The sequence below is a fragment of the Kitasatospora sp. NPDC002551 genome, assembly GCF_040296005.1.
GTDB lineage: Bacteria > Actinomycetota > Actinomycetes > Streptomycetales > Streptomycetaceae > Kitasatospora.
Genome location: NZ_JBEOWI010000030.1, coordinates 48,010 through 66,306, shown reverse-complemented (window position 1 = coordinate 66,306; position 18,297 = coordinate 48,010). Strand labels below are relative to the sequence as shown.

Below are 18,297 nucleotides of genomic sequence, written 5' to 3'. Positions count from 1 at the left end.
CCGGCCGAGAGGCCCGGAACGGTGGGGATGGATCGGTCAGCGGCGGCGCAGCCGGGGGTGGCACCACCGGCAGGCGGGGCCGTGGTCGCGCCCGCGGGCGTGGACCAGGAGCAGCGGGGTGGCCACGGTCAGGGCGACGACCAGGGCGATCAGTGCCAGGCCGGCCAGGTAGAGCAGGGTGTTCATCGGGGGTAGCTCCTTCGCTGGGGTTGTGCTGGGTACGGTGGTGCTCGGCGCTTCGGCGCCTTCGGCGGTCACCAGGACGATGTGAGCGTCCTGGTGACCACCGGAGAAGCCGGCGTCCCGTCAGGCCGCCTCGTCGCCGGCCCGGGTGTCGTCGTGCTTGGTCTCCTCGGAGACCGGCATCTCGTCCTCCAGGGCGGAGGAGATGACCGCGAGCTCGAACTCCGAGTCGTCCGCGAGGCGCTTCTTCGCGGACCGGATGCGGTCTCCGACCCACGTCTCGCCCTTGCTGTAGCGCTCGCCGATCGCCTTCGGGTCGATTTCCGAGCCCTCCAGCATCAGCCGCGCGACCTCGCGCTCGGCCTGCTCGCGAAGCCGCGAGCGCACTTCGCGAGGAACCGTCCCACCGTTCTGCGAGGAGACTTCCGAGAGAGAACGCGAGGCGGTCGACCGCGACGTGCGAGCGGTCTGCGAGGCCAGTCGCTGCTGCCTCGCGGCGGCCCGCTCCTCCGCCCGGCGGCGCTTGTCCTCCGCCTCGGCGGCCTCCCGCGCCCGGCGCTCCTCCTCGGCCGCCTGCTGCTGCCTGACCTGCTCTTCCGCCAGCAGAACCTTGGCTTTCGCCTCGCCCTCGGCCTTGATCCGCAGCGCCTCGATCTCGGCTTCCGAGCGCCGCCGGGCCTCCTCGTTCTCCCACTCGAAACGCAGCCGCTCCGCCTCGACTTCCTGCTCGCGACGGACCCGGGCGTCCTCGTTCTCCCGTGCGATCCGGGCCTGCTCGGCCTCGCGAAGCGTCCTCGCGTTCTCCAGCTCCCGCTGCTCGCGAAGCCGCTCGATTTCCGCCTCGCGTTCGCGCCGCTCCTTCTCGGCTTCGCGCTGCGCCTTCGCGTCTTCGATCCCGGCCTGCTCGCGGAGCCGCTCGATCTCCGCCTTCGAGGCACGCTCGGCCAGCGCGGCCCGCTCCGCCGCTCGCTCCCGCTCGCGCTGTTCCTCGCGCTCGGCCCGCTGCGCGTCGAGCGCGGCCTGCTCGGTCTTCTCGCGTTCGGCCCGCGCCCGCTCCTCGCGTTCCTTCCTGGCCGCCTGCTCCTGGTCCTCGTAGGCCTGGATGAGCGCGCGCAGCGCCTCCAGGCGCTTGGCCAGGTAGGCGCGGTAGCCGGAGGACGCCTCCGCCAGGATGATCAGGAGGAACGGGGCCACGCTGTGGAGCAGCAGGCCGCCGGCGTCCGGGTGCTTGGGGACGAGCGTGAAGTGCCCGTCGGGGTACAGGCTCGTCCAGGAGTTCATCAGCCAGGTGCTGGCGCCGGCGAACCAGCGCAGCACGAACGGCCAGCCCTTGGCGCGGTCGCCGCCCTGCTCAGTGAGCACCCCGTCGACGTACAGCACGGTGATCAGCGCCAGGGAGGCCAGCGGGTCGAGCATCCAGGCGATCCAGCCGGGGATGTCGTGGCTCATCGCGAACTTGGTCACGTTGACGCAGGTGAAGACCAGCGCGCCGACGCCGATGGCGACCAGCGCGCGGGTGATCATCTCACCGAGGCGCTCCAGCTTCGCGAGCGACTTCTGGGCCGCCAGGTACTCCTGGCGGGTCACCACGTGGACTGCGGTGGTGGCGCTCTGCGGGCGGGCGGTGGCGGGTGGTGGGGGCGCGGGGCGGGCCTGGCCGGGCAGGACCGCGGTCCGCGGCAGATCGGTGATCGTCAACAGAGCCTCCGGGGGCTGAGGGTGGCGGCCGGCGCGGAGGGTCGGGCTCCGGGGCGGCCGCCACTGAGGGCGAGGAAAAGGGCGGCCGGCCCTGAGCGGGCCGGTCAGCTGTGGGTGCCGGCCTTCGCGGCCTCGCCGGCGGTCCCGGTCGGGATAGCCCGGCAGGCGCCGGCGTGGTCGTTGGCCAGGCGGCGCGCGCCGTCACGGAACCACACGAGGTGGCCGCCGCCGTCGCCGCACGTGATGCACTGCCAGGCGTAGCTGCGGCCGTCGTCGGCGCGGTGCTCGTCCGACACACCGGTCACCACGACCAGGCCGCCGCCGACGGTGCGGAACCGCAGCACCGTGTGCTCCGGCAGTTCGACCGGCTCCGGCGCGGCCGGCTCGGCGGCGCGCGCCCGCTCCAGCTCGGCGCGCAGCTCGGCGATGGTCCGGTCACCGGCGTCGATCCGGGACTGCGCGTCGCGCAGCAGCAGCTTCTGCATGCTGTGCGAGGCGGTCTGCGAGGCGATCGCCTCGGCGGCGGTCCGCTCGGCGGAGGCGAGGTCGTCGCGCGCGGTGGCGAGGTCGTCGCGCGCGGTGGCGAGGTCGGAGAGCGCGGTCAGCAGCTGCTCGTCGGGGTCCCGCTGCTGGTTCAGGACGTCCTCCAGCTGCTGGGTGGCGCTGGCGAGAGCGGCCGCGGCCTCGTCGCCGCGGCTGCGCAGGGCGGCGATCCTGCCGCTGGTCGTGACGATGATCATGTTGCTCCTTCGTCGTGGTGGGAGGGCGGTGGTTGTCTTCGACGGTCAGCGGCGGTGGAGCCAGCCGGCGCGGGCGGCGCTGCCGCCGTCGGCCCGCTTGACCGCCTGGACGTAGTCGACGACCTCCTGGCCCCGCGCGTCGCGGCCCCGGGCCGTGAGCGCGGCGGCCGCCGTGCCCGTGCGGAACGCCTGGGCGGCCTCCTGGTCGCCGGAGGCGACGGCCTGCCTGATCTCCTTGGTGAGCTGACGGTGGCCGGCGACCTCGGTGACGGTGTCGGCGACGACAGCGCGCAAGCGCTCGAACATAAGCGTTCTCCTTCTCCTTGTGGGGGCGGTGCGTCAAAGCCCGCCGCGCCCCGCCACCCGGGGCTTCGGGGGCGGGGCGCGGCGGCCTGCAGGGGCAGGTGGCGGTGCTGGTCAGAGCAGGTCGAGCGGGATGCTGCTGACCGACCGGCCGTCCACGACCACGGTGGTGACGGTGCGCAGGTCGTTGTGCTGCGGGCCGTCGCCGATGCTGATCGGCCCGGACGCGGTACCGATCTGCACAGCGATCCCGTTCACGGTCGAGTCGGTGACGGTGTTGCTGGTCTCCTGCTGCGCCATGTTCTGCCTCCTTGCTGGGGGCCGGGACGGTCCCGGCCGTGATCCGGTGCGTGGAAGTCGGGCACCGACGAACGCCGCCGCGACCGGCCCCGGGTGGTCCGGGGCGGAGCGGCGGCGAACGACAACCAACCGACTCGGTCAGACCGACGGGGCCATGAGGGCGAGGCCCTGGAGCGCGGCGACGGTCTCCGGGTGGGCGGCTTCGTCCAGGACGTGCCGCTGCTCCAGGAGCGCGCCGTCGGTGGCCGACTGCTCCAGGAGCGGGTCGGCCCAGCGCGCGACGTCGCGGGCGTCGAGCTCGTCCATGTAGGCGACGTACTCGGCCTGGTCGGCCTCCTCGTAGTCGCGGTGCATCTGCTGCAGCCCGGCCTGCCAGGCGTCGTACTCCTCGCTCGTCCTCACAGGTAGTTCCCCTCTCATCTTGTGGTGGTGGCTACTTCTGCTGTCCGCCGGCCTTCTCGGCCTGCGCCTTCGCGTGCATCTCGCGGGCCCGCCGCAGCAACTCGTCCATCTGCCGCTGCGTCCAGGCCTGGTCCTCCGGGCTGCTCACTTGCCGCCGCCCTTCTTCGAGGTGATCGGCGGGTCCTGCGGGGCCGGGGTGCCGGGGGTTCCGCCGCCGCCGTAGGAGCGGCACAGCGCGGGATCGGTGCGGATCACTTGTTGCCTCCCTGCTGCTGGCGGATCCGGTCGGCCTCCTGGCGGGCGCGCTCGGCGGCCGCGGCGGCCTCGTTGGCGGCGGCGATGCGGCGGGCGACCTCGGCGTCGCCCAGGTGCTGGCTGCTCATCGCGGTCAGCCGGCCAGGGGGAGGGCGCGGAGGGTGGCGACGGCGGCGGAGACGGTGACCGGCAGCGGCCGCACGACGCCGGCGGGGACGGGCTCGGTACCGGCGAGGTCGTCCAGGTCGATCACGACCGACCGGACCGCCTCGCTGGCGGCGGTCGCCCGGGTGCGGACCCGGCGGACCTTCTCCGCCAGCAGGACGAGCAGGCCGTCCAGGCCGCGGGCGTCGTCGGGGTAGAGGCCGGCGGCGACGTCGTCCCACACCGCGTCGGCCAGGTCCTCGTCGAGGTCCGCGGCGGCCGGGCTGATCTCGGCGAGCTGCTCGGCGGCGGCCACGAGCAGGCGGCCGGCGTACCGGCCGTACAGCTCGTCCAGGTCGTCGGTGGTGGTCTTCGGGATGCGGGCGGAGAGTGCCATGATGGGGGTCACGGTCGGGTGTTCCTCTCGTCTCAGCGGATGGTGGTGCTCGACCGGCCAGGCCCCCGGGGGCGCAATCCCCGGGGGCCTTCTTTGCTGTTCTGGCTGCTGTACGAGCAGGCCACGGCCCGGCGCCCACCCTGCAGATCGGGGCGGGCGTCGGGCCGTGGTCGTTCGTGCAGATGGTGGGTCAGGCGGGACGACGTCCGGGCCGGGCCTCCTGCGGTCCGGGAGCTGGACCGAGGTACTGCCCGATCAGGAATCCGGGGACGACGGCCGCGCACTCGTGCCACGACGGCCGGCCCCGCTCCGATGGGACGCGCGCCACGCCCTGCTCCGCCCCGGCGCCGGTACGGGCCAGGTAGGCGACCAGGTGGACACGCATCAGGCCGCCGCGCGCTGCGGGCGGGACTGCTCGGCGGCGGGTCGGCGAGGACGGGGGACCTGCTGGTAGCCGGCGGCGTCCGCGGCGCTGGCGGCGAGCTCGGCGATGTCGGCCGCGTTCGGGGCGGCAGCGGTGGCGAGCCGACCCGCCAGGCGTACCGGCGGCCGGTCGTGGAGGCGGGTCACCAGGACGTCGGCGGTGCTGTCCAGCAGGTCCAGGAGCTCGGTGAACGACAGGCGGCGGGACACCGTGAACTCGGCGGCGTGCAGCCACAGCTCACCGCACAGGTCGTCGACGGCGTCACTACCGGTGTCCAGGCCGGCGTCGTCCAGCAGCTCGAGGACCAGGTCGCGTAGGGTCCCCGAGTACCAGGTGTAGGCATCGGCGAGCAGCGCGGCGGCCTTGGGGGTGAGGGTGTCGGACATCGCGGTCTCCTCGGGGTCGGTCACGCGGGGCGGGCGGGGATGCGGTGCGGGCAGAGCAGCGGCCGCCGCCCATCCGCGATCTGCGGGTGGGCGGCGGCCGTGGTCGTTCGTTCTGGCAGCGGGTCAGGCGGCGCGCTTGCGGACCGGGCTCGCCGAGAGCACCTCGGCCGCGGTGGGGCCCTGCCCGATCGGGCGGGCCCCGACCGGCAGGGCCAGCGCGACGATCGGGCCGCGCGCGCCTTCCAGCGGCTTGGCCCGCCCGGCGTCGGCCTCCTTGACCAGCGGCAGCACGGCCTTCCACTCCTCCTTGCGGCGCTTGGGGAAGCCGGCGGCGGTCTCCTGGTCGAGCCGCTCGCGCTCGCCCTGCCGGACGGCCGCGGCCTCGCGGCGGCGGGGCTCGTACTCCAGCAGGGAGAGGTAGCGGCGGGCCAGGCGTTCCCCGTCGGGGCAGTGCTCGACACGACGCCGGTCCTCGTCGGTCCTCTTCTCCTTGCTGCTGGTGCAGGCGGCCGCCTCGCACCGGGCGCGGTGCGCCTCCAGGGCCCGGCGGGCGGTGTCCGCGGTGGGCTGCGCGGGGTCGAGCTGGTGGAGCGCCGGCGGCTTCGGCGCCGTGACCTTCTTCAGCACGGTGGTCGGGCGGCGGGTCTCCGCCCGCAGCGCGTCCTGCTGCTGGCGCCGGCGCCGGGCCAGCCACCGCTCGGGGGTGAGATCCGCCTTCACCTGCCGGTTGCCGCCGCGGCAGCGGTCCTTCCCGTCGCCGCGTTCGTGGCCGATCACCCTGAGGTCGGTGTCGCCGACGACGCGGCGCCAGGTGAGGCAGTCCCGGCAGACGATGGACAGCTGCACCCCGGGCAGCATGCTGACGTCAGCCGGGTTGAGCTTGCTGAGCTGGAGGGGCTCTCGGCCGTATGTGCGGCGGGAGCGGGTACGGGTCGACATCGGGATCCTCCCGGAACGGTCGAAGGCGAGGAGAAGGGGGAGAGGTTGCTGCTCTCTCCGCCCGCCAGGCCCGGCCCGAAGGCCAACGTCCTGGCGGACAGGCAGCGCAGCACGCTGCTCGTGGTTCTGGTGTTGCTCGATATGAGGTACGGCCGTCCGACGCTTGGGGGAGCTAGAGCATCGACCCCTGGACCTCGCCACCGCCCGAAGACGGGTGACGGCCGCTGTTTTGCAAGAAGCACATTGACGCGCGGGTTGGATTTACGCCCAGCCCGTCCGTCGCGGACCGTAACCAGTCCGGTGCAATCGAAGATAGGGACCCATCCCGAACGTGTCAAGACGGTTCGATAGTGTCGTGACACCCGTCAAGATGATGACGTTTGCTGCTTGACGCGATAGCCTGTGACGAAGCTGCCGCTCGATAGGAGACTGAACGTGAACGCCAGCACGATCGCGGCCGAGATTCGGGAAGGGATCTCGGCTGGGCGTTACCGCCACGGGACGCGCCTTCCCGCCGTGCGCAAGTTGGCTGAGGAGCGCGGCGTGAGTCAGCAGACCGTCGCCGCGGCCTACGCCCAACTGGCGGCTCTAGGTATGGTCCGTACCGAACCTGGCAGTGGCACCGTCGTCACCGCCGGCCGGACCGCCGAAGCCCACCTCGGAACGTTCGGGCCCCCAGACCTGAGCGTGCCTATCTGGAAGCCGACATCCGGTGGTGAGGCCAGCGAGGCCACCACCCTTGTCCGTCAACTGCCAGCTCCGCCGCATATGGCTGCGTGGGGGATCACCGGCACCGATGTCGTGGAGCGCACTCGAGTCCGCTCGGTAGACGGTGTTCCGGTCCAGCACAAGTTGACCATCGTTCCCTACGAGCTTGCCTCTCGTCAGCCTGAGGGCCACGAAGGGGTCCCGCCCCTGCTGGCTCCGGTCGGAGCTACTCGCATGTCTCCCCCGGCTGGGGTTCGCTTCGCTGACTGGCTCGGTTGGAACGTCCTGCGTACCGACACCGTGATCTCTGCCGAACCCATGGATCAGGCAGCAGCAGCAGCGCTCGGCGCGGCAGAGGGCACCCCGGGTTTTCGGATCCTGAGCATTGCTCGCGATCCACAGGAGTCCACGGTCTTTGTGACGGTCAGCACCACGCCTCTGCATCACTTGCTGACACTGAGCATGGCCGGCTGACCATCGGAAGTCACGCCGTAAGCGTGCGCTGGCCATGCGGATCAGGCGCACGGCCTGGGTGAAGGCTATTGGCCGGTGACTTCGATGGCTAACTGAAGGCGCCCCGACTGCTTCAGGATCTCTGTCTCTCATGGGATACATCACAGCGGCTAAGTAGCTGACGATGAATCACATGGGCGTCATCAGCTCCATCAACACGTCCATACACACGACTTCATATCTGCGTACACACGGGTTTTCGCTGGTCAGCCCTAGGCTGCCGGGCATGGTGATACTGGAGGGCGGGGGCATGGCCAAGGGACGTGCGGGGTGGCGGCCTGACCTGCTGCGTGCGCAGCGGGAGGCTCACGGGTTGACGCTGGAGAAGGCGGGGGAGCGGCTGCGTCAGGTCGCCGAGGAGGCGAGGCTCAAGGGCGTCCCGGCTGCGAATCCGCAGACGTTGTGGCAGCACGAGCAGGGTGAGGTCTACCCCGGTCCGCACTACCGGCGGGCCTACTGCCTGCTCTACCGGGCGACCGACCCGCAGCTGGGTTTCCGTGCCGCGCTCCCGGGCGAAGAAGCCGCGTTCCGGCTGACGCCGGCGAGCGACGAGCACAACGGTGAGCATGTTCTCGCTGTCGAGCGGGCGATTCACCGGATCGCGGCTGGCAGCGACGAGGCCGACCACCTGGGCGTGCAGCAACGGATCCTGGACGCCTGGAAGCGCCGGCACACCGGCGGTGACCCGCACCGGCCGGTCGTGATCCTAGTGGGTGGATACGCCGGTTCCGGGAAAACCGAGTTCGCCCGGTTCCTCACCCAGCTGACCGGCTGGCCACTGCTGGACAAGGACCCGCTGACCCGGCCGCTGGTGGAACGGCTGCTGGTCTCGCTGGGTGGCGATCCACATGATCGGCACACCGATCTGTACCGCGAGCAGGTGCGCGGTCTCGAGTACGACTGCTTGATGCAGGCCGCCTGGGCCAATATCGGCTGCCGGATTTCCACCGTGCTCACCGCGCCGTTCATCGCCGAAATGACCGACGAGGGCTGGATGCAGCGGCTCACGAACCGGTGCGCGTCGCTCGGCGTCGATGTCGCGCCGATCTGGGTCCAGTGCGACCCGGAGTCGATGCGCGAGTACGTCGGCTTCCGCTCCGCGGCCCGGGACGCCTGGAAGCTGGGGCGGTGGGACGAGTACTTGCAGACGATCGATGTCGACCTGCGGCCGGCCGTACCGCACCTGGTCGTCGACAACCGGCTCGGTGCTGCGATCTCCCTCGCCGACCAGGCCCGGCAGGCGATTCGGGAGGTGTACGCATGAGCACCGAACCCACGCGCGGCGTGATTCTGTACGGGCCGCCGGCTTCCGGGAAGGACACGGTCACCAGGGCGTTGAGCGACAGCGACCCGGCATTTTCCCTGTTCTCGCGGGTGAAGTGCGGGCCGGGCCGGTCGGCCGGGTACCGGATGGGCACTCCCGAGCTGCTCGAGGAGCTGCGGGCGTCGGGTGCGGTTGTGTACGAGAACTCCCGCTACGACAGCGTGTACGTGACGGACCGTCCCGGCCTGGACGAGGCGTTCGCGCACGGCGTGCCGGTGATGCACCTGGGGCAGGTCGACGGGGTGCGAGCGATGCTCGACGGCTACCCGGCCCAGTGGCTGACCGTCCTGCTGTGGTCTTCTAGAGAGGTGACCGAGGCGCGATCAACCGGTCGGGGCGACGCGGACACTCCGGCGCGGCTGGCCGCGTGGGACGCGACCCTGGCCGACCTCGACGCCAACCCCACCTTCCGCTTCGACCTGACCATCCGCACGGACGAGGTTGGGCCCGAGGCCGCCGCCAACCAGATCCGCCTGGCGCTCACCGCACCGCGCGGCGACCTGCTGCTGGTCGACTTCGACGACACGCTGATCGACCGGCTCACCGCGGTGACGACCTGGGTGGCCGGGTACTGCAAGCAACACGATCTGGGTCCGACGGTCGGGCAGCGGATGCTCGAGGCCATGCGGGTCCGGGCGGACCTGGACGTGATCGATGGCCTGTGCGCCGAGCTCGGTCTCCCGGACTCGCCGAGCGAGCTCTGGTCGCGGTACGAGCCGGAGCTCTCCGCCCTGGTGACGCCGTTTCCCGGCGTGATCGAGGCCCTGACCACCGTACGGGAGGCTGGCCACCAGGTCGTCGTCGTCACCAACGGCGGCGCCCAGATCCAGCACGCCAAGCTGCAGGCCTCCGGCATCGCCAACGCGGTCGACGCCATCTGCATCTCCGGCGAGACCGGCATCCGGAAACCGGCGCTCGGAGCCTTCGAGACCGCCGCCGCCAGCGTCGGACGAGACCTTCTCCAGGGTGGGTGGATGATCGGCGACAACGCCGATCTCGACGTCGCCGGCGGCCGGGCCGCCGGGCTCCGCACCATCTGGATCTCGCACGGCCGGGACTGGCCGGGCGGAGCCGGGCCGGACTTCATCGCCCGGACTACTGTCGAGGCCTTCGCACACGTGGCGGGAGGTGTGCGGTGACCGCGGCTCAGCCCGTCCTCGCGGTGCTGCATCCAGGGAGCATGGGCGCGGCCGTCGCTGCCTGCGCGGTGTCCACCGGCGTCGAGGTTGTGTGGTGCCCGTCCGGGCGCAGCGCCGCGACCGTACGGCGTGCCGAGCAGGCCGGGCTGGGGCCGGTGGCCAAGTTGGACGAACTGCTTGAGCGGGCCGAGGTCGTGCTGAGTCTGTGCCCGCCGGCCGCTGCAGAGGACGTTGCCCGCGATGTCGCCGAGCGCGGGTTCGCCGGGGTGTTCGTCGAGGGCAACGCGATCAGCCCGGCCAGGGCGCAGAGGATCGCGGACCTGGTGGGTCGAAGCGCTCAGGCTGTCGTCGACGGCGCGGTGGTCGGCTCGCCGCCCACCGGCGGCAAGCGCACCAAGTTGTTCCTCTCCGGGCCGTCCGCCGCCACCACCCGGGTCGCGGCACTGTTCGCTGGCACTGCCGTGTCGACGCCGGTCCTGGGCGAAGAGATCGGGCAGGCCTCCGCGTTGAAGGTCTCCTACACGGCCTATCAGAAGGCTTCCCGGGTGCTGGCCGCGCTCGCCTACGGCGTGGCTCAGCACCACGGCGTCGACCAGGCGCTGCTGGAGGTGGCCGGCGGGCGGCAGGGCAGCTACCTGGCCGAGACCGGCTACATCGCCAAAACTGCGGCTCGGGCGTGGCGCTGGGCACCGGAGCTGGAGGAGGCCGCCGACACGCTGCGTGCCGCAGGCCTTCCGGACGAGGTGATGCGCGCGGTCTCCAACACGCTCCGGCATTGGACGGATGCGAAGGACGACCAGGGGATCTCGGTGGAGGACGCCCTGGAGATGCTGAGGGGATCCAGCCGATGAAGGGCTTGTCGGGCCGTCGCATGGTCGGGGCGTCAGATCGACACGGTGTACTCGCCGTTACTCTGCGAGTTGTCCACAGGGGTAGGCTTGCCCCGACAGTGATCCAAAACGAACTTCGCCGCCCGGACCCGAGGGTCCGGACGGCGTTCAAGTGGGTCGGCGCCCCTGGCCGGGGGCAGTCCGTCCCGGTCGACCACGCAAGGGGTGGTGACGTGTTGAAGGGTACCCGTAGTGGCACCCCCTCATACGCGCGGCACCCCGCCGTAGAGGCGACCGGTTCGAGGTCGCTCCGGCGGGGTGCCGTCGTCGTATCCACGTACACCTCTCCCCCGAAGGGGGTCAGTGTGACTTAGTCGTCTTGGGGGCGCCGGCCTTTGGCGAGGCCAGCAACCCCGACCACTTCCGGTGGGGCCAACCACTGGACTGCGGTCTTTCGTGATCCGTCCGATTTGGCGATCGGACGAGGGCCCGGAACGGGCTCCGGCTTGGCGGCCGGGGCCCGGGAAGGGCGGTACTTCGGTTCTCCACGAACCAACACCCCCGAGGGGGCGCCGTTGCGTCCCCGCACGTAAGAGCAGGAGGCTCTGCCATTTTGCAGCAGGTCAGGACCCCTTTCCAGTCTTCACTGCCTAGGTTTGTTGATCTTGGGGTTTCCGGTGCGGGCCTTGACGCCGATTCCGCAGGGCGGGATCCGGGCGCTGCACCCTCCGTTTCCAGGGGATTCGTTGAGGGACCGGTTGTCGGACCGGTTGTCGGAGCCGCAGCCCACAGTCCCAGGACTGTGACACATATCACCTGTTCGGGTGAGGGTGTTGGTGTCGCCGTGGACGGCCCGTCGGGTGTAGTTCCGGCCGGGCTGCTGGTTCCCGGCCAGCGGTCCGCGGGTTGGCGGTCCAAGATCCCCACCGGTTTGTCGGCCCGGATGCGTGCGTTGGTGGTCGAGGGTGCGGGGATGGAGCGGTACCGGGAGGGCGGGTCCGATGGTGGCTCGGGGGCTGGCCGGGACACGCACCGGGTGACGTCGGCGATCGCGTTCGGGTTCGCGCGGGCCGGGGCCGACCAGCTCGCCCTGCGGGACGTCCTGCTCGCCTCTCCGGCGCCCGGTGGCGCGCTGCTACGGGACCTGTCCCGGGCGAAGGGCCACGACCACGCCATGCGGTACCTGGACGGGGTGTGGCGGCGTGCTGTTCGTGTGACGGGTGAGTCCGCGCCGATCCGGGAGCGTCGGGACGCGATGGCGGCTCTGGCGGAGCGTCGGATCGCCGTCGAGGTGTTCCCGTGGCGCGGGCAGGCTGGGCAGACGGACCGGGCGAACCTGCTGCACCGGCTGGGGCTGTGCGAGCGGGCTGGCGGGTTCGACCACGAGGTGTCTCAGCGTCAGCTGGCTCTGGGTATCGGGGTGGGGGAGTCGACGGTGAAGCGGTCGGATGCCAGGTTGGTGGCTGCTGGGTGGCTGTGGCGGGCCGAGCGGGGCGGGGCGGGGGCGTCCTCGAAGTGGGTGCTGGGCAGGCCCCGGCGGGGGTCGGCTGACGTGGTGTCGCCGGTTGACCCCAACCGCCAGGTGGGGCACGAGGCCCCCGGGTACCTGGATGGGGTCAACCGGCGACACACCCCCGCCACGACGCCTGCTGCCCCGTCTGATGCCCCCGCCGAGTTGGACTTCCGCCTCCTCTCCGACCTGATGACCCGGGACGCGTTCCGGGCCCGGGGTCTGGGCAAGACGGCCGCGGAGGTGGTGGCGGCTCTCGCGTACCGGGACGGGCAAACCGCGGTGGAGCTCGCGGCCAGCACCCGGCGGCATCGCGCGACTGTCCACGCCCGCCTGGCCCCGCTGATGGAGCACGGCCTGGTCGTGAAGACCGGCGAGCTGTACTACCTGGCCGACGGCCTTCTGGACGCCCCGGCCAAGCGCCCGCACGGCAGCCGCCTGCCGACCTGGAAGCCGGTGGGCCGCTGGGACGATGTCGCTGCTGACCTGGGTGTTTTCGGTGCCTCCTATCGGCAGTGGTGCCTGTACGCCTTCGACCGGATCGCCGCGGACGACGTGTACCGCCGGGTCCGCGAGCACGCGCGTCCGGCCCGACCGGCCACGGAGCTCACCGACCAGGACTGGGCGTTCCTGAACACCTGGACCACCGATCTCGAGGACACCGACCGGGTGGTGAGCGCCTGATGAGCCAGCCCGTCGCGAGCGGAGCCGACCTGGCCCGCACGGCCCTGCGAGCTGCCCGGAAAGCCGCCTCCAGCCGCGGTGACACCCCGGCGAAGCGCCCCGCCGCTACGCTTCGCCGCGCCGACCGGCACGGCCCCGGGCCCCGGGAGCCGCAGCCGATCGCGGAGGTGTTCCTCGCTCTGGTCGCCGCCCACGGCTGGACGCTGGGCACCGCCGGCGGAGGCCTGCGCGACCACTGGCCCACCATCGTCGGGCCGGACGCCGCCGCCCACTGGCACCTCGCCGGCTACGACCCCACCACCCGCCGCCTGCGCGTCACCGCCGACTCCCCGGCCTGGGCCGCCCAGCTGCGCCTCCACCACCGCCGCATCGTCAGCGCCCTCCACCAGCTGCGCCCCGGCACCGTGACCGCCATTGACGTCCGCGTCGGTCCTGCCCCCGCACCGCAGGCCGACCAGGACGTCGACGAGCGGCCCGCTCCCCGCCGCGCACCTGCGCCGCTGGCCCGGCCCCCGCTCGCTGACCACACCGTCTACCAGGAACTGCGCCGCGAACTGCGCGAGCAGGCCCTCGTCCGCCAAGCCGCGCTCGACGAAGCCGCCGCCCGGGCCGAAGCGATCCTGACCCGCCACTACAACCGGCTGCGCGAACCCGACCACCTCCACCGCGCCGCGCTCGAAGACGTCCCGGTCTCCGGCACTGACGAGCACGACCGCCAGCAGCGCGCACGCCACCGCGCCGCCCTCGCCGTCTCCCGCGCCACCCGGGCTGGGGCGGTCCCGCTGTGCCCGACCCGGCCGCCGAAGCCCCTCAGCGGCGCCGCGTGACCCCCGGTTGCCCACGCCACCACCCTGATCGAGAGGACCAGCCGTGACCAGCACCGACATCAACGCCCGGCTCGACTCGCTGCAGGTCGCCGCGACCGGCCTAATCACCGACTACTCCGACCTCGCCACCCGCGGCCGCCTCGCCGAACACCCGGACACCGTCGACCACCGACTCGGCCTGGTCGTCGAGATGCTCGCCGCAGTCCAGGCCGCCGTCGACACCGAGCGTGCCGGCGGCCAGTGGCCCGTCCTCCGGGCCCACCCCGGCGCCGAGCACGACCAGCGCACCGCCGACTACACCCACCATCGCTGCGACTGCCGGCACTGCCTCCACGGCGGACCCGGCGACAGCGACGACCCGATCTGGACGTGACCACCGGCCCGCCAGCCCGGGCCGGTGCCGGTGCCGGTGCCGCGCGACCCTACCGGCTCCACCACCCGCCCACCGACGGACACCAATGCCGGCGACGTCACGGACAAGGAATCACCCCCGCGAGCGCGGGGGTCAGCCAGGCCCGCCAGCAACGTCTCGAACAGCGGGCAGGGTGGCCGCGACACCCCGTCCGCCGGCCCCGCCCGGCCGCACCACCCCAGCAGCGAGGAGAGCGCCCGTGAGCGAGCAGGCCCCGGACGGCGGCCCCGCCTTCGAGGCGCCCCTCGACCTGCGGGCCGAGTAGCTTCTCCTCGGCGCAATGATGCGCTCCCCGGACGCGGTTGCCGACGTCGTCAAGACCGTGAGGACGGCCAGCTTCTACCGCCCGGCCCACGAACTCATCTACAACGCTGTGCTGGAGCTGTACGCGAACGGCGATCCCACCGACCCGATCAGCGACTCTAGGAGAATTGTTCGAATGCTGATTACCGGTGCGTGACGACCTGCCCATCGTCTGCGGTCGGCGACCAATGTCGCTACGGTGGTCCTCCTCACTGGGGCACAAGGGGAGTGCGAAATGGGTAAGCGTCAGCGTCGGCGGACCCGCGAACAGGGGCGTGACAAGGCAGTCGAGAGCAAGCGGCTCCTGTACCCCAGCGCGACAAATCCGCTGGTCGAGATCCATATCACGCCGGAGGCCCCGGAAGAACTGCACGAGATCTGCGCGTCGTACTGGGAGTTCGCGGAGCCCGGGGTATGGGCCCGTCCCGTCTCAGCGATCGGCTCGGGCGCATCCAAGATTGCTAAGGAGAACTCGTTCGCTTCGCTCCTCACGGTGACGTGCCCGGGCTGCCAATCCTCTCTGACCGTCACGACCCGGTCGGAGATGGCCGCAGTAGGTGTCTGGGGAAACGGCCTGTTCCCGACGATGCCAGTCACGGGGAAGTACCACTGCCTGGACTGCGTCAACGCATCCAAGGAAGCCCGGGCCCGCGAAGCCGAGCACGCCCGCGTCGTTGAGAAGGAACGCACCGAGCGACGAGTGAAGAACGCGTCACAGTGGCTGACGGGGGAGGCGGAGGTCGACGCGGCCAGCGACAGCCCGTCGGCGAGGGCTGCGCTCGTACTGCTGGCCGCCATCGGCATCATGCAGTCCGCCGACAAGGAGTCCGTGGGCCCGATGAACAAGGCGAAGTACACCTTCACCGGCACCGGGGACGGCGATGTGGAGGCTCTGAAGGAGCTGCACGGCAAGCGGTGGATGGTGCCGACCTTCCCTGCGACGGTGGGCGACTTCGGCTTCGATGAGAACGACCGTGTGACCGGCGTGTACGTGGCCCAGGCCCCATGGCGGTTGCCGGTCTGGCTTGGCATCGGCGGTGACGCCCAGACAATCGCCCGGGACACGGTGGAATTCATCCTGGAAGAGGAGATTGGGCTTGCCGGGCTGCAGGACCAGGTCCTCGATCTGGAGGCCGACCTCGTTGTCCGATACCTCGGCGGACTCCTCGCCCACAAGTACAACGAAGCCCCCATCCCCGACGACCGACTGCCCGAGGCATTCCAGACCGCCCGGGACGCTCTCGACGCCGGCTTCACCGTCGGGCAGATGGTCGCCGTCGCATGGAGCGCGGTATCCCGCTCGGCGGCGTGGGGTGCTCGGACTCCATGGGTCAAGCCGGGCATGGTCTCCTCCGCCGCCGTAACCAACCTGGCCAAGGGCGTCGGCTACGCGAAGGACCGACCAGTCGTTGAGTACGAGCTGCCCAACTGGATGGCCACGCCGGCCATCCTGCCGATCGGTCGGCATATCCTGCGTCGGATCGAGAAAGCAGAGGCCGACTACTCGGCCCTGCGTGCCCTCCAGCAGCGCATCAAGGAACGCCCGCCGGTCGAGTTCTACGACGAACTCGAAGACGCCTTCCCGAAGAGCGTCTCCGCACCCGTCGACGAAGGCCCAACCGACCTTCTCGACTTCATCGCCCAACGGGAACCGGCCGACGATCACAGCCCGCTTTTGACCTGTGCCCTAGTGTCCGCCGAAGGCGAGATCGAGATCACCACCCTCACCATGAACCGGATGAAGGAGATCGCGGGCGCTCCGTCCGGCGTTGATCGGATCTTCGTAGAGGGCACGCCCACCATCAATGCCTACTGCACCGACCTTGCCGAAAACGGAGTCCACGGCTTCAACGACATCGCTGGCGAGATGCTCAGGCTGATCGGCGGCGACCCCACGCCCCCACGGGGGACGATCGCCTTCTTCCAGGTCCGCCAGGGCTCCCATCAAGCGCTGAGCCTGGACACCGAGCACCAAGAACTGCTCGCCGTTGCTCATAGGGTCGCCACCCGGCACGTCAACGATGAATTCATCAGCCGGGAGGGTCGTTGATGCACAGCTAACTGCCCTGGACGTGCAGCCGGTCGGCTGCGGCACCGGCTGCACGTCCAAGGCAGCAGTGCTGGCGGACAACTCCGCAGGCCAGCCGCGCCCGCCGGCGTGCCAGGGCGGGAACCGCTCAGGTACCCGCACCTGCGCGGCCTGCCAAGCAGCAACTCACCGACCGCCGCACCGCCCGCCGGGCCCTGGTCCGCGAAGCCGTCGCCCAGCTCCCGGCCGGAACCGACCCCGCGCAGCGGTGCGCCGCGGTCGACGCCCACCTGCACCGGCACGCGATGCTGCGCGCCGAGCAGCAGGTGGTCGACCGCCGGCGGGCCGAGCGGAAGGCGCGGGCCGAGGCCGCGGAGGCGGCGCGCCGGGCGCTGCCGTGCGAGGACTGCGGCACCGAGCGGGCGGGTGGGCTGTGCGGGTCGTGCTGGGCCGCCCGCTCAATCCGGACCGTGGTGGGGGAGTGCGTGGACCTGGCCCTCGCCGCCTCCGCCGACCTCGCCGACCACCGCGACGTCAACGCGACCGCCCGCCGCACCGAGGCCGAGCTGCGCGCGGCGATGGCCGCCGCCCGCCCCGTCGGCGCCGACCGCGAGGACGTCCTCGGATCCAACCTAGAGACCGTCCGGGACGCCGTCGCCGCCTACCGCGCCGAAGCGCTCGCCCGGCTGGCCCGCACGCCGCTGGCCGACGCCGAGGCCGACCTCGCCCACGACACCGCGCTGCGCGCCAACCGCCACCGCCCCACCGCCCGGGCCGACGCCGAGGCGGCGGCCGAGCAGGCCCGCGCCACCACCGCCCGGTACCTGCTCCTCGAGCGCCTGGAGACCGTACGGGTGCTGCGCGAGCGCGCCGACCAGCTCCGCTCGACCGCAACCGCAACCGCCGCCGGCCCGGTCCGCGAGGCGGTGAACGCCCGATGACCCCGACCCCGACCACCGGCGCCGATCTCGCCCGCACCGCGCTGCGCGCCGCCCGCCAGACCGCCCGCAACCACGGCAACACCCCCGCCCCGCGAAGCACCCGCGCGGCCCGGCCGGCCAACACCGTACGGCGCGGCCCGCGCGAACCCGAGCCGATCGCCGACGTGTTCCTCGCCCTGGTCGCCGCCCACGGCTGGACCCTCGGCACCGCCGGCGGAGGCCTGCGCGACCACTGGCCCACCATCGTCGGCCCCGATGCCGCCGCCCACTGGCACCTCGCCGGCTACGACCCCACCACCCGCCGCCTGCGCGTGACCGCCGACTCCCCGGCCTGGGCCGCCCAGCTCCGCTACCAGACCCGACACATCCTCACCACCCTCCACCAGCTGCGGCCCGGCACCGTGACCGCCATCGACATCCGCGTCGCCCCCGCCCCCGCTCCCCAGCCGGACCCCGACGTCGACGAGCGGCCCGCTCCTCGCCCCGCACCGGCGCCGCCGGCCCGGCCCCCGCTCGCCGACCACACCGCCTACCAGGAATTGCGCCGCCAGATGCGCGAACAGGCCCTCGCCCGCCAGGCCGCGCTTGACGAAGCCACCGCCCAGCGGGAAGCGATTCTGACCCGGCACTACAACCGGCTGCGGGAACCCGAAGAATCCCACCGAGCCGCGCTCGAATTCCCTGTCAAGTTCTTCTGTTCAACAGCTGAGGGAACGAGCTGACGCTGGCCTCCTGGCCGGGGATCGAGAGCCTGGCCCCGACGACCTGGATCACCTCGCTCGCCCCCCTCCCGCCGCCGAGAAGCCCGCACCATCCTCGCCCTCCTCCTCAACCGCAAGCCCTGACCGTGCCGAAGCCCCAGGGCGGTCCTGACCGCCGGACGCCGCGAAGGCGCTGGCCACCACC

Annotated in this window: 21 protein-coding genes; 11 read left to right on the top strand and 10 right to left on the bottom strand. The window is 71.9% G+C overall.

The window, feature by feature from the left end; all coding sequences use genetic code 11:
* Positions 1-36: 36 nt before the first annotated feature.
* The 10 genes from ABT093_RS24205 to ABT093_RS24160 form a co-directional block, all read right to left on the bottom strand.
* Positions 37-186: a hypothetical protein gene (locus ABT093_RS24205; RefSeq protein WP_350567817.1), complete on the bottom strand. Its 150-nt coding sequence runs from the start codon at positions 184-186 to the stop codon at positions 37-39.
* 120 nt (positions 187-306) lie between these two features.
* Positions 307-1,881, bottom strand: coding sequence for a coiled-coil domain-containing protein (locus ABT093_RS24200; RefSeq protein ID WP_350567814.1), 1,575 nt, complete (start codon positions 1,879-1,881; stop codon positions 307-309).
* Positions 1,882-1,985: 104 nt separating this feature from the next.
* A complete protein-coding gene (locus ABT093_RS24195; protein WP_350567811.1) occupies positions 1,986-2,621 on the bottom strand; it encodes a hypothetical protein in 636 nt (211 codons plus the stop codon).
* 45 nt (positions 2,622-2,666) lie between these two features.
* Positions 2,667-2,927, bottom strand: a complete 261-nt coding sequence (locus tag ABT093_RS24190) for a hypothetical protein (protein WP_350567808.1) — start codon at positions 2,925-2,927, stop codon at positions 2,667-2,669.
* A 111-nt stretch (positions 2,928-3,038) separates the two neighbouring features.
* Positions 3,039-3,224, bottom strand: a complete 186-nt coding sequence (locus tag ABT093_RS24185; protein ID WP_350567805.1) for a hypothetical protein — start codon at positions 3,222-3,224, stop codon at positions 3,039-3,041.
* Between the two features lie 138 nt (positions 3,225-3,362).
* On the bottom strand, positions 3,363-3,626 hold the full coding sequence (locus ABT093_RS24180) for a hypothetical protein (RefSeq protein WP_350567802.1): 264 nt from the start codon (positions 3,624-3,626) through the stop codon (positions 3,363-3,365).
* Positions 3,627-3,877: 251 nt separating this feature from the next.
* Entirely contained in the window at positions 3,878-4,009 is a 132-nt protein-coding gene (locus tag ABT093_RS24175; RefSeq protein ID WP_350567799.1) for a hypothetical protein, read from the bottom strand.
* A 5-nt stretch (positions 4,010-4,014) separates the two neighbouring features.
* On the bottom strand, positions 4,015-4,434 hold the full coding sequence (locus tag ABT093_RS24170; RefSeq protein WP_350567796.1) for a hypothetical protein: 420 nt from the start codon (positions 4,432-4,434) through the stop codon (positions 4,015-4,017).
* Positions 4,435-4,806: 372 nt separating this feature from the next.
* Positions 4,807-5,232, bottom strand: a complete 426-nt coding sequence (locus tag ABT093_RS24165) for a hypothetical protein (RefSeq protein WP_350567793.1) — start codon at positions 5,230-5,232, stop codon at positions 4,807-4,809.
* A gap of 123 nt (positions 5,233-5,355) precedes the next feature.
* Positions 5,356-6,171: a hypothetical protein gene (locus tag ABT093_RS24160; RefSeq protein WP_350567791.1), complete on the bottom strand. Its 816-nt coding sequence runs from the start codon at positions 6,169-6,171 to the stop codon at positions 5,356-5,358.
* A 435-nt stretch (positions 6,172-6,606) separates the two neighbouring features.
* Between ABT093_RS24160 and ABT093_RS24155 the strand changes: the two genes are divergently transcribed.
* The 11 genes from ABT093_RS24155 to ABT093_RS24105 all read left to right on the top strand — a co-directional run bounded on the left by ABT093_RS24155 (position 6,607) and on the right by ABT093_RS24105 (position 18,113).
* Entirely contained in the window at positions 6,607-7,353 is a 747-nt protein-coding gene (locus tag ABT093_RS24155) for a GntR family transcriptional regulator (protein ID WP_350567788.1), read from the top strand.
* Between the two features lie 289 nt (positions 7,354-7,642).
* Complete coding sequence (locus ABT093_RS24150; protein ID WP_502884306.1) at positions 7,643-8,656, top strand: P-loop nucleotide/nucleoside kinase family protein; 1,014 nt, start codon at positions 7,643-7,645, stop codon at positions 8,654-8,656.
* The gene (locus ABT093_RS24145) at positions 8,653-9,855 is read left to right on the top strand and encodes an HAD family hydrolase (protein WP_350567782.1); all 1,203 of its coding nucleotides are present in this window, start codon (positions 8,653-8,655) and stop codon (positions 9,853-9,855) included. Before ABT093_RS24150 ends, ABT093_RS24145 begins: the two co-directional genes overlap by 4 nt.
* On the top strand, positions 9,852-10,706 hold the full coding sequence (locus tag ABT093_RS24140) for an NAD(P)-dependent oxidoreductase (RefSeq protein WP_350567779.1): 855 nt from the start codon (positions 9,852-9,854) through the stop codon (positions 10,704-10,706). Before ABT093_RS24145 ends, ABT093_RS24140 begins: the two co-directional genes overlap by 4 nt.
* A gap of 823 nt (positions 10,707-11,529) precedes the next feature.
* Positions 11,530-12,879: a MarR family winged helix-turn-helix transcriptional regulator gene (locus ABT093_RS24135; RefSeq protein WP_350567777.1), complete on the top strand. Its 1,350-nt coding sequence runs from the start codon at positions 11,530-11,532 to the stop codon at positions 12,877-12,879.
* Positions 12,879-13,706 carry a DciA family protein gene (locus ABT093_RS24130; RefSeq protein WP_350567774.1) on the top strand — a complete coding sequence of 276 codons (828 nt, stop codon included), beginning with the start codon at positions 12,879-12,881 and terminating at the stop codon, positions 13,704-13,706. Before ABT093_RS24135 ends, ABT093_RS24130 begins: the two co-directional genes overlap by 1 nt.
* 43 nt (positions 13,707-13,749) lie before the next feature.
* Positions 13,750-14,079 (top strand): hypothetical protein, encoded by a 330-nt coding sequence (locus ABT093_RS24125; RefSeq protein ID WP_350567771.1) that lies wholly within the window; start codon positions 13,750-13,752, stop codon positions 14,077-14,079.
* Positions 14,080-14,398: 319 nt separating this feature from the next.
* Positions 14,399-14,578 (top strand): DnaB-like helicase N-terminal domain-containing protein, encoded by a 180-nt coding sequence (locus ABT093_RS24120; protein WP_350567769.1) that lies wholly within the window; start codon positions 14,399-14,401, stop codon positions 14,576-14,578.
* A gap of 78 nt (positions 14,579-14,656) precedes the next feature.
* Positions 14,657-16,471, top strand: a complete 1,815-nt coding sequence (locus ABT093_RS24115; RefSeq protein ID WP_350567766.1) for a hypothetical protein — start codon at positions 14,657-14,659, stop codon at positions 16,469-16,471.
* 284 nt (positions 16,472-16,755) lie between these two features.
* A complete protein-coding gene (locus ABT093_RS24110) occupies positions 16,756-17,391 on the top strand; it encodes a hypothetical protein (protein WP_350567763.1) in 636 nt (211 codons plus the stop codon).
* Positions 17,388-18,113, top strand: a complete 726-nt coding sequence (locus ABT093_RS24105; RefSeq protein WP_350567760.1) for a DciA family protein — start codon at positions 17,388-17,390, stop codon at positions 18,111-18,113. Before ABT093_RS24110 ends, ABT093_RS24105 begins: the two co-directional genes overlap by 4 nt.
* Positions 18,114-18,297: the final 184 nt, after the last annotated feature.